Annotated in this window: 10 protein-coding genes; all 10 read right to left on the bottom strand. The window is 34.8% G+C overall.

Translation table 11 applies throughout. The features are described from left to right. Window positions 1-229, bottom strand: a 229-nt coding sequence (locus Q7O90_RS00135) for a hypothetical protein (protein WP_304126136.1), incomplete at its 3' end; no start/stop codon positions are given. Between the two features lie 353 nt (window positions 230-582). Next, window positions 583-891, bottom strand: a complete 309-nt coding sequence (locus Q7O90_RS00130; protein ID WP_304126134.1) for a hypothetical protein — start codon at window positions 889-891, stop codon at window positions 583-585. A 63-nt stretch (window positions 892-954) separates the two neighbouring features. Continuing rightward, a complete protein-coding gene (locus tag Q7O90_RS00125; RefSeq protein WP_304126132.1) occupies window positions 955-1,320 on the bottom strand; it encodes a hypothetical protein in 366 nt (121 codons plus the stop codon). A gap of 293 nt (window positions 1,321-1,613) precedes the next feature. Then, window positions 1,614-2,666 carry a hypothetical protein gene (locus tag Q7O90_RS00120; protein ID WP_304126131.1) on the bottom strand — a complete coding sequence of 351 codons (1,053 nt, stop codon included), beginning with the start codon at window positions 2,664-2,666 and terminating at the stop codon, window positions 1,614-1,616. Continuing rightward, on the bottom strand, window positions 2,666-4,060 hold the full coding sequence (locus Q7O90_RS00115; protein ID WP_304126129.1) for a hypothetical protein: 1,395 nt from the start codon (window positions 4,058-4,060) through the stop codon (window positions 2,666-2,668). The genes Q7O90_RS00120 and Q7O90_RS00115 overlap by 1 nt, the downstream gene beginning before the upstream one ends. A 26-nt stretch (window positions 4,061-4,086) precedes the next feature. Then, window positions 4,087-5,193, bottom strand: coding sequence for a hypothetical protein (locus Q7O90_RS00110; RefSeq protein ID WP_304126126.1), 1,107 nt, complete (start codon window positions 5,191-5,193; stop codon window positions 4,087-4,089). 62 nt (window positions 5,194-5,255) lie between these two features. Next, window positions 5,256-5,762: a ribonuclease H1 domain-containing protein gene (locus tag Q7O90_RS00105; RefSeq protein WP_304126124.1), complete on the bottom strand. Its 507-nt coding sequence runs from the start codon at window positions 5,760-5,762 to the stop codon at window positions 5,256-5,258. Between the two features lie 330 nt (window positions 5,763-6,092). Beyond that, the gene (locus Q7O90_RS00100) at window positions 6,093-6,377 is read right to left on the bottom strand and encodes a hypothetical protein (protein ID WP_304126121.1); all 285 of its coding nucleotides are present in this window, start codon (window positions 6,375-6,377) and stop codon (window positions 6,093-6,095) included. Window positions 6,378-7,267: 890 nt separating this feature from the next. Beyond that, window positions 7,268-7,648 carry a hypothetical protein gene (locus Q7O90_RS00095; protein WP_304126119.1) on the bottom strand — a complete coding sequence of 127 codons (381 nt, stop codon included), beginning with the start codon at window positions 7,646-7,648 and terminating at the stop codon, window positions 7,268-7,270. Continuing rightward, window positions 7,645-7,902 (bottom strand): hypothetical protein (locus Q7O90_RS00090; protein WP_304126118.1); only part of this gene is annotated, 258 nt, incomplete at its 5' end. The genes Q7O90_RS00095 and Q7O90_RS00090, both read right to left, overlap by 4 nt.

The following is a 7,902-nucleotide window of genomic DNA, read 5'->3' as shown; positions in this document are numbered from 1 at the left end:
CCATAGCCGATACTAATAAATATACTCCTTCCGAATATTCAGGTAGACCGGTAACTTCGCCGAAGACGGGACGATATAAATCGATGCCGTCCACCTTTTTATCCACCTTAATATACTCGCAAGATACGCGAGCTATAGTATCACTAGCTTCTATTACTACATCTAAATCAGGTGTAGTACCATTTAACTTATAAATTTTCACCTCGTGCGGTGTTAAATTCTTTAACATAATATATTTCCTCCTTATATATAATAATAGTTAAAAAGAATTTAAATACTCAAAAATAATTTCGTAGCGGAGCCAGAATTATACGTAGTATGATCGCTCGATACATAAGAAAAAATAAAATTAATATTAATAAGATAAACGTATTAAACCGTGAATAAAAGAGAGGAAGGCAGTCGAGTATTCGACGACTAGAGACGAAGCGACCGCAACAGACCGTCGCAAGCGAAAGGAGACGAATACGTCTCGCGACTGCCGACGGACTCATTAAATAAAAAAAATAAGATTTAGAAACGAATAGCAGAGGAGAATACTATCCATTTCTAAATCCTCGTAAAATATTTCGTCCCGGAGGGTTAAATAAAATGACGAATATCTGTGCCCTCGTATATAAACGAGAAGATATCGTCTTCGCTAAACCAAGAATATTTACGTGCGACTTTAATAAGATAATAGCGTGACGAGCTTAAATAAATACGTTCGCTCTTTAAAAAATATTCGGGAATAACAAGAAAATACAATGTTTCGCCGATAACAAATGGCTTTTTATCAACCCAACAAAGTTTAGGCCGATAAGCTTCCTTCTTATTCGAAGGAATAACTATGCGCCACGTAAAATCATCGGCTTTGCTACCGTGACGTAATTCGATATTCTTAAGTGGCATTAAATCGCCTCCTATAAAAAAATAAAGATTTAGGGCCCCGATAAACGAAGCCCTATAATAATATTAAATACAGCCATTATAACCAGCCACAGCTGAATGATGGCACTTATCTGAAACGATATCTTTTAATTCTTCCCGAAGATGTTCAGGAATTTTAGTAAGAATTTCTTGATATCTAAATTCTGTGACAGAAGATGGTGTTAGAAACACCTCGCAAGGGTCGACTAGAATATGTCTTTCGACAATTTCGCCGACACTTCTGTCATATTCTCTAGTGGATAAAGTGCATTCGCCCTTATCCACATTTAATTCTATTAATTTATATTCATTATAGTCATGTTGCTCCCATTCAGAAGCAAGATACCAAGATGAATATTTTAAAGAATCTAATTTTTCTATCAAATCTAATACGCAATATTTCTTACTCATAATTAATCTCCTCTACCGTATTTAAATAAGTGTACGGCTCACTAATAATAATTAAATAATAAAAGAGGGAAAATCCCTCATAAATGATTTCGGGGCGGAGCCCGAATATATATAAATACAAAATAAAGAATCATAAGCCTCGCAGAGGACACTCCGTCAGGAGGCCTCCGGCAAGACCTATAATTGCTAAAATAATCTTAATGCGTAATGTAACTAACGTTCTACGCCGAGATTAAATTTAAATTAAGAAAAGGTTGTAATGTCTTATGCACTGCCCCGGAGGGGAGAACAATTCAATTAAGTACTGTAAGCATCAAAGCCACAGACTTAATTTCTGTTGTACCTTTTGTAAACTCATTAAAGCACATATTATCAATATGTACTTTAATATTAACAGATCCGTAAGACTTTGTAATCATCTCACGGATTTCTTTGGTAATAGATACACCACATAATTGGGCATATCCATTACCTTTCAAAGATTTAACATAAATGCCATCAGAAGGAGCTTTCCCATCCAAACCTTTCGCTTTAATACCTTTAGCTATAGAGCCAGTCATTAAAACAAATTCCTCATAGCGAAGGGTTTCTCCTTCATTTAATTCTTTTCTAAATCCTTGAGCTACAGCTACTTTAGAAGCAGCATTAGTGAAGTCATTAGACTTCAATAATAATTGTTTTTTTGGTAATGGTAATTCCATACCATCGAGTGGAGTAACAATAATATAAAGACTACCGTTCTCACGCACAAATAATTCATACGATCCATTTACAGTTGGATCACAGAACAAGTATTCATCGCTGCTTAAACCTTTGTTGAAGAAGACGTATTCGCCTTCTTCATCATCTAAACCTGTTGCTGATTTATAGGCGTCAGCAGCGCCTTTAAAACGTGGAGTCACTTCGACTACACGTAGAGACTCTATTTGTTTTTCTTCACTAGCATGATCCCATGCATAATGTACGAGATCCTTCTTTAAACAAACAGATCCGTAAATGAAGCCTGCTTCACGAGCAGCTTCATATACATTAATTTTATCTGGATTTATATTCATACCCCAGATGAGCATATTGCGAGCGTAATTAGAAATTTTGCTCATCGGAGAACTCATTAGTTCCCCTTTAATATTCTCATTTGAAGATTTACGAATATCTTCGATCAATTCATTAATATAACCAGTGAGACCTTTTGCTTCACTAGTTTCTTTTTTTAAATTAATACCGTAAGTAGATACAGCAGTCTTTAGTTGTTCTAATGCAACTGCAGCTACTTCATTTTGAATTTCATACAATCCAGAAGAAATACCCAAACTTTTAATTTCTTTTTGCTTTTGATTAATTTTCATTATTCTTCTCCTCTTAAATATTCTCTACCTGTTCTAATAGCATCGCTTAAAGTAAGTGTGCCATCATCAATGTTAAAATCAATACATGCGTATTGTTTTCTACGCATGCTATGGATACCTTTCAACATTTCTCCAATCGGATCAAATGCTGTACCAGGGCCAGCTTTTGCCATATCAATGATATGTCCGATTAAGCTTGGAGCTATAATCAAGATATCCACAAAATAATTTAAAATAGAGCTATCGCTCATATTAGAATTTAAAAATTCTTCATATAAAGCAATAACAACATCATTAGAGCATTCATCTTCATGAATGTCTCTAATATTAAAATGACGTTGATATGCTTGTTTAGACATATCAACTTTAACTTCTAAATTCTTGCGAATTATATTGCAAGATTTAGCAAAAATATCGGTACCGCGAGTGCCGACAATCTCGAGAACGAGGGAAGACTTATTAACATACTTCCCTACGTTCATGTCTGTCAAGCCAGACACGAACACGTTCTCTATAAATTCAGCGTAACTGTTGGCCTCAAGTAAACCTTGAGTCGCAGTCTCAGATTTGATGCCGACCATATAATGGATCTTACCATCATACATATCAGCATCAGATCCTACCAACCACAGATGTTTATCTGTGTCATGATCGGAACCGCCTTGAGACATTTTAAATAATTCGCTACCAGTGCATATAAATCCACTAACAGGAATCATTTTCAATTCATCAGCTGCAGCATCAACAAGACTTTCAGCAAGTTTTTCAAGATTTTGTTTTACGCCTTTAGATATTAAATACTCTACAGCATTTTTAATATACATATCATATCTATCTCTTAATAGATTAATATAGTATGCTGCTGGACGAATTACAGTATTATATGATTCGCCAGCATGTGGAAACCTAATGCCTTCAGCTTTAATTCCCAATTCGAGAGTTAATACTAAATCTAATAATTCCTTATCAGATTTGGCATTAATAAGCATCTCCTTAATCTCAGGAGATGATTCGTTACCATACGCATCGACAGTGCGATAACCACATTTTATTAGCGTACGAACAAATTTGGCATTAGATATTCCAATTTCATGTTCTTTTACTATTCTAGTAGAAGAGAATTTCAGCACAGGATCTACTTCTGCAGTAGCCATAAAGCTACCGCAGTCAGAATTCCATTTAGAATTTTCTATCATTTTGTTTAAAGCATCTACAATGCTTTTTACAAAAGATATGCCAATCTGGGAATCTTCTTGAAGGATCTTTGGCATTAGAGCAACTGCTCTATCTACTTCAGATCCATGGTAATTGCCTTTAAAATGCTTATCAATTTTTGCGCAAATTTCTTTTTTCGCTACTTGTGCGATATATGCACGATTTAGTTTCTTGTTCATTTTTCTCCTCTTTCTGAACTAAATATCTACACAATATATTGACAATGTTGTGTAGATATTCTTCCTTTTGTTTCATGGAAGAATTGCAAAATACGCCATTCCCAGGCTTTGCTAGATGGCGCTAATTCCGGAACTCTCTTCATTCCGTTTTCGTCTGTTATTACTAACAAACGACCATTTGGATTGCCAAAGAAAGCAACATTATAATTGCCTTTCTTGTAGCACTCAGAAAACTTTTCGGCATGGATTACGCCATATTCCATACCATAAACCTTAACATTATTCATAGCTAAGAAAGCTTGTTTCCAAGCTTCCATTGATTTACCATGAAGCGGCTGACTGCCTACCTTGACAGATAGAGCGGTAATCCGCATTTGGTGGTATGATGGTTTAGCCATTGGCATACCATATGCATTACAAAACCACTCATGATGGTGGTATGCCATACCATCATAAGAATCGCCAAACTCTGTTGAATCTAGTTTAGGCACGATTGCAATACAATCTTTATTTAAATCGACAACTATAGTCTGTGCTGGGGCAGCAAATAGACCAACATAAGTGTTGAGCTTTTGTGCTTTGCCTGGTGTGAGGGCAATAGCTGTAAAGCCCTGTGCACATAATGCTTGCACTCTGGCTTCAAAATTCTCACGGCAGCTTTCAAACACCATTACAATCATCATCTGTCTAATCATAGAAGGAGACAATTGTAATGCATTAAGATAACGAAGAATTGAGTGTTTCTTCGTTAATTCTAATACCGCTACTACATCTTGGACTTCTCTCAAATGAGAGAAATCTAATTTTGCAATGCCAGGGATGTAAGCATTTGTGTCTACAAATACTTTATTTTCCCAGTGAATTCCATCACTAGGTCCATCTAAACGAATAATGCCAGTAGCAATACTGGCTCTAACTGTATCTCCATGTTCAAGAATGCCAGATACTGGTAGTGAGGAAATGCTAGCATGTGCTAATGGCACACGAGCCTTTCCTTTTAATTCAAAAGTAAACGAACTTATGTTCGCCGTTTCGAATTGTTGAAGGGCACCAATGTCCTCCACATAATTATGGAAAACATTTTTTGCTGCCTCTTGTGCGGCACGTTTTTTAGTTAGATCTTTAATACTCATATTTTTATCCTCCTCTACAAGTATTAAAATAAAAATAGTTTAACGTCATTTCGGATAATAAGTTATTTAATTTGTTTAAGATCTGTTACATTTTCAAAATTAACAGATGGTGCGTTATTCTCACGCATCCAAACCTTGGCTTCTTCTAAACCATTGAAGCCTTTAAACTTAGCAGACTTTCCATCTGTTAATTCTTTACAACGAGTCCATTTAAGGATAAATCCTGTATACTCCTTGCTGATAACAGCATAGAAGTTTTTATTCTGTCTTTTAGGACGAATAAATTCACCATTTGCTTCTTCTATATTCTTTTTAATTAGAGTATACTTACTCCAGAAAAATTTATTTTTCTCTGGACCAGCAATGGCCATAAGTTTGTCGTTCTTGCAACTAAATACTCCACAAAAACGTGGATCTTTTTGAGAGCATCTAATTTCTGTTTCTATGCTTTTACTCGCGTAATATTCACAGGCATCGATACAAAATTGTTCAGGTGTACGGCTACTAGTTGTAATCACTTTTTTAAACTTAGAATTAGAAATAACTTCAATGTAAATAACTTGTGTCATGATTTTTTCCTCCTATCATGAAATAAAAATAAAGGGCATAATATATCCCTTATATAAGAGCTATATCTTATATATAATTATATAGCTCTTATATAAAGAATGAGTTAGTATTTGTATAGCGTCCCAACTCACGACGCTTCTTCCTGTCACATTGCCATTACAATGTAATGTAACGTGATAGGGAGACACCTGCTGCTGTCACTAGACATGCTAGCATAACAGCAACAAGAATTATTAATATCATATCTCTTCTAATAGTTTCGCCTCCTATCCTTTATAACAGACATATGATTAACTATAGTTTATAGTCATACAGCTGGACTAATAATATTAGCGATAGATTGGTACTGCAATCTTATTACCAACATTAAGTTGACGGCTTGTTGCGCCTCCTTCCATCTTCTTGCTTTCTGCTACTGCTGTTGCAACAGCGTCACGAATATCGTAGTTAGCTGTTGTATTTTTATTGAAGTCTTTTATAATTGACTCCATTGTTTCTCCGTAGCTCACTACATGCATCTCGTAGTGATGCGGTTGCACTGGTGCTGCAATATACATTGTTGCTCCTGCCAATACTGTTGCTGCTAATAAAATTGTTACTAAATTCTTTTTCATGATCTTTTCCTCCTGTCATGAATATTAGAATAAGGTCATCGAATACGTGATGACCATATGATATAGACCCTACCTCTAGGTCAATCAATACCTAGAATCAAAGTAGGGGGGGCGGACTTTAGCCACCACCCACTCTATATCAATAACACTTACCCCCTCTAAAAAAATCTCAAAATTTCGCCCCTATAGGAAAAATTTCTCCTCTATCTATACTAATCCATTATATGTAAGTTATCGCTGCGCTTCTTACCTCCTTTAAAATTTTCTCATCTCTTAAAGCTAATCATTTATAGCAAACTAATCTACTAATCAATACCATCCTTTATCCACTCCTCTTTAATACTAATCATACATAATTAATGAATCTACACATAAACAAAAAATCGTACTTTCTTACCACCTCTTTTTCTTATTAATAGCGAGTCTAAAAAATATACGCACAAAAAATTTTGCCCTATATGGCAAACATATATTCGATATAACAAGCCAAAAAAAATTACCCTCCCGTGCTTATGCACAGGAAGGTAATAAATCTCTTACTATCTTTTTTCCTCGTTTTTTGAGGGCGCCAGAGCTTATTTGACGATACGTAAGTGTATCTACTTCAAAAGCTCGATAAGCGGCTCGTACACGGTAAATTTTGAATTTCTCGGCTATTGCCAAAGCGACTAAATAAAACTTTTTATAATTAATCGTATCGGGTTTATACGTATTAATATCGATCCAATAATCTTGATTAGAATTAATATGTAAAGTTAAACTCCTCAGTTGTCGTTTATTTAAATATGAATAGGCGCCGAATGTAAGAGCTAATATATGATGTACGTATTCTAGCATATCGTATTGCATACATAATGTAAATACTAATTCTCGACCGTCGAATACTGTTTTTACAGAGCGCAATTGTGATGTACTCCTCTATGTGCTTTTACTAATAATTCTTGTGGCTGGAATATTTGTTCTTCTGGAGCACCGAATATGCCCCATGCTACGCGTTGCATAGTATTACGATATCTTTCGTATAATCGCAATACTATATTATAAAAACAATTATAATTAATTAGCTTATAATTACCAGTTTGAATGCCGACAAATGGATATTCTCTACGTACAACCACAACAAATCCATCTAATTCATTATCGTAAAGTAATAAATAATATACTAACGAAACGGCAAATGCTCGTTCGCGTTCTGCCTCAGTAAACAAATTATATTGTTTGTATAGAGCAAACGTTAGTTTGCGACACTGTTCGAAATCCACATAGTTCATAAGGGTCTCTTACCATATGGCAAAATATCGAATAGAATATAATCTTTAATATATTGTACAAAAATACGATATGCATCATCTTGAGTATACAATTTATCTTTATCTTCGACTAAAAATACTTCGATTTGCCAAAATTTATTTTTAATATTGCAATGAGCATCAACTAATGCATAAATTTCTTCAGCTGTATCAGAAGAAGTCATTAAATCACTTAATTGATCTGGTTTTGTCATCTGGAATCTTTTAATTTCACT

Origin of the sequence: Mogibacterium diversum (assembly GCF_938028775.1) — a bacterium.
Taxonomy (GTDB): Bacteria; Bacillota; Clostridia; order Peptostreptococcales; family Anaerovoracaceae; genus Mogibacterium; species Mogibacterium diversum_A.
Note: the sequence above shows the minus strand (reverse complement) of the source record. Positions and strands in the feature narration are given on the sequence as shown.